The sequence below is a fragment of the Oleiphilus sp. HI0079 genome (genome assembly GCF_001635105.1).
On record NZ_LWFT01000632.1, the window covers coordinates 1 to 2,841 of the forward strand.

A 2,841-nucleotide genomic window follows, 5' to 3' on the forward strand; every position below is an offset into this window, starting at 1 on the left:
GAATCGATAACCACGCGTTTCTCTCCCTCAACCAATACCTTCACAGTGCCATCAGGTAGTTTCAACATCTGTAATATGGTTGCTAGAGTACCGACACCATAGAGCTCATCAAGGCCCGGATCATCGTGACCAGCATCTTTCTGGGTGACGAGCAACAATTGCTTGTCCGCTTCCATCGCAGCTTCTAGAGCAAGAATTGACTTCTCGCGACCTACAAACAAAGGAGCTACCATAGACGGAAAGACGACGACGTCTCGTAATGGCAACATAGGCAATAACAAACTATCGCTCGCTTTCTTTACTTCTGCATCACTCATTCTTATCTCTCCTACTCGCGGCATTACTTTGTAAATAGGGTCTTACTTTTTATTTACAAGGAGGCACGCTCAACTATTCCAAGTTTTCTCTATGCCAAACAAAAAAGCCCAACTCAATGAGCTGGGCTTTTGACAGCAATGCTTCTCACTATCCCTCTGGGACAGCCTTGGCCTGATCTTTATTGTCATAAATGCGAATCGGATCAGAATCACCATCAATCACACTTTCATCAACAACAACCTTGCTAATACCGTCTTCTGAGGGTATGTGGTACATCGTATCCAGCAACACATTTTCTAGAATCGATCTCAAGCCACGAGCACCAGTTTTACGCTCCATTGACTTTCTGGCCACAGCGCGCAATGCATCTTCTCGAAAATCAACTTCAACACCTTCCATTTCAAAGAGCTGCTGATACTGTTTGGTGAGCGAGTTCTTAGGCTCAGTCAGAATCTGCATTAATGCATCTTCGTCTAACTCATTGAGCGTGGCTACAACAGGCAAACGACCAACAAACTCAGGTATTAAGCCATAACGAACCAAATCTTCTGTCTCAACGTCCTGCAGAGTCTCACCAACTGATTTCTCTGCCTCCTTGCTTTTCACTGTCGCACTAAATCCGATACTGCTCTTCTCAGACCGATCCTGAATGACTTTATCCAAGCCAGCAAAGGCTCCGCCACAAATAAACAAAATATTCGATGTATCTACCTGCAAGAACTCTTGCTGAGGGTGCTTGCGCCCTCCCTGGGGAGGAACAGACGCAACAGTACCTTCAATTAGCTTGAGCAAGGCCTGCTGAACACCTTCACCAGAAACATCACGCGTAATGGATGGATTGTCGGACTTACGCGAAATCTTGTCGATCTCATCTATGTAGACGATACCACGCTGCGCTTTATCAACGTCATAGTCGCATTTCTGGAGGAGCTTCTGAATGATATTCTCGACATCCTCACCTACATAACCCGCTTCCGTAAGCGTCGTTGCATCAGCAATCGTAAATGGAACATTAAGGAGGCGAGCCAATGTCTCTGCCAACAGAGTTTTACCGCTACCGGTTGGACCAATCAGCAATATGTTACTCTTGCCAAGCTCGACATCCGCTTTCTTACCACCGCTGTACTTCAAACGCTTATAGTGATTGTAAACAGCTACAGAAAGAACCACCTTCGCTCGATCCTGACCAATCACATAATCGTCTAAAGTCGTTTTGATCTCCTGCGGCACAGGCAAACGATCAGAGCTTTCCTCTGTTGTGCTTTCCTGAATCTCTTCACGAATAATATCGTTACAAAGATCCACACACTCATCGCAAATAAATACTGAAGGGCCTGCTATGAGTTTGCGCACCTCGTGCTGACTCTTCCCGCAGAAAGAGCAGTAAAGTAGCTTGCCGTTATCTTCGCCTTTGCCGTTTTTATCGTCAGACATTTCTATTCCTATTCCTGAATGTTACTTACGATGCCTGTATCAGCGCTTCCATGCTCACTGACATCGCCAGGGAATCAATCAAAAGACTACTATCGCTTATCGATGATTGAATCAATTAAACCATAATCAACTGCAGCAGAACCATCCATAAAATTGTCACGATCTGTATCGCGCGCGATGGTCTCTAAGTCCTGCTCAGTATGATGAGACATAATACGATTCAGCTTGTCACGAATCGTAAGAATTTCTTTCGTATGTATCTCAATGTCAGTCGCCTGCCCCTGATATCCGCCCAAAGGTTGATGAATCATCATCCTTGCATTCGGAAGACAATGGCGCTTACCTTTTGCCCCGCCAGTCAACAAAAAGGCGCCCATGCTACACGCTTGACCGATACATAGAGTAGACACATCAGGCTTTATAAACTGCATCGTGTCATAAATGGAAAGCCCTGCCGTCACGGACCCACCAGGAGAGTTAATGTAGAGGTGGATATCTTTGTCGGGATTTTCCGACTCCAAAAACAGCAACTGGGCGACTACAAGATTAGCCATATGATCTTCGACTTGACCTACAAGAAAGATCACACGCTCTTTTAGAAGACGCGAATATATATCGAAAGAACGCTCACCACGAGCAGTCTGCTCAATGACCATAGGCACAAGGCCACTATTCGTAATAACTGTTGGTGAATCGCTCATAGAACCCCTGTTGCTCATTAGTTTCTTCCTTACCATACATCGTGGTTAGTCGGGCATTTTTCAAGCCCTAAATCAAAAACAGCCGGTGAATCACCGGCTGTTTTTAAGTGTAGCTGAAAAAAACGTCTTCTTCAGGCTCGCGCTTTAAATTATTTACCTTGCGCGTTTGCCGCTTTCACAGCATCCTCATAGGACATTTTCTTCTTTTTGACCTTCGCTTTTTCCAGCAGCAAGTCTACAACAGCATCTTCTACAATTACGGCCTCGACCTGAGAACGGTTCTCTGCCTGATTGTAATGTGTAACAACCTCTTCCGGAGTTTCGTAAGTCGACGCAATTTCCTGGATCTTCTCGTCAACTTTTGCAGGATCAGCCTTAATATCGTTCT

At 45.2% G+C, this 2,841-nt stretch carries 3 protein-coding genes and 1 pseudogene; all 4 read right to left on the reverse strand.

All coding sequences use genetic code 11. The features are described 5' to 3' along the window. On the reverse strand, positions 1 to 317 hold a 317-nt coding region (locus tag A3750_RS11450; protein WP_197475003.1), incomplete at its 3' end, for an LON peptidase substrate-binding domain-containing protein. A gap of 148 nt (positions 318 to 465) precedes the next feature. Then, a complete protein-coding gene (clpX, locus tag A3750_RS11455; protein WP_068455121.1) occupies positions 466 to 1,752 on the reverse strand; it encodes an ATP-dependent Clp protease ATP-binding subunit ClpX in 1,287 nt (428 codons plus the stop codon). An 89-nt stretch (positions 1,753 to 1,841) separates the two neighbouring features. Further along, the gene (gene clpP, locus A3750_RS11460; protein ID WP_068466472.1) at positions 1,842 to 2,471 is read right to left on the reverse strand and encodes an ATP-dependent Clp endopeptidase proteolytic subunit ClpP; all 630 of its coding nucleotides are present in this window, start codon (positions 2,469 to 2,471) and stop codon (positions 1,842 to 1,844) included. A gap of 131 nt (positions 2,472 to 2,602) precedes the next feature. After that, positions 2,603 to 2,841 (reverse strand): annotated as a pseudogene (locus A3750_RS11465) (trigger factor); the annotation flags it as partial.